This window comes from Sutterella massiliensis, assembly GCF_016899755.1.
GTDB lineage: Bacteria > Pseudomonadota > Gammaproteobacteria > Burkholderiales > Burkholderiaceae_F > Sutterella > Sutterella massiliensis.
The window spans coordinates 1-263 of record NZ_JACJJC010000450.1 but is presented as its reverse complement, the minus strand read 5'-3'; the positions used below and the strand labels follow the sequence as shown (position 1 = coordinate 263).

Sequence of the window (263 nt, the reverse complement as noted above, 5' to 3'; positions counted from 1 at the left end):
GGCCTGCTCCTGGATCGAGTCCACCCAGCGGATCACCCTGCGGTGGTGGCAGCGGCTCGCGATCACCCGGCAGCTGGAGCACGACGAGCAGGGCCAGCTCGTCTGGCGGGTCGTCGTCGAGTCCGCGCCGCGCCGGGCGGGCAAGTCGGTGCGTCTGCGGGGCGTCGCGCTGTGGCGCCTCGAGCACGGCGCCGAGTTGTTCGGTGAGCCGCAGCTCGTCGTCCACACCGGCAAGGACGTGGCGATCGTGCGGGAGATCCAGC

At 72.6% G+C, this 263-nt stretch carries 1 protein-coding gene; it reads left to right on the top strand.

The features are described from left to right. A partial coding sequence (locus H6A60_RS13270; RefSeq protein WP_205105334.1) for a hypothetical protein occupies positions 1-263 on the top strand: 263 nt, incomplete at both ends.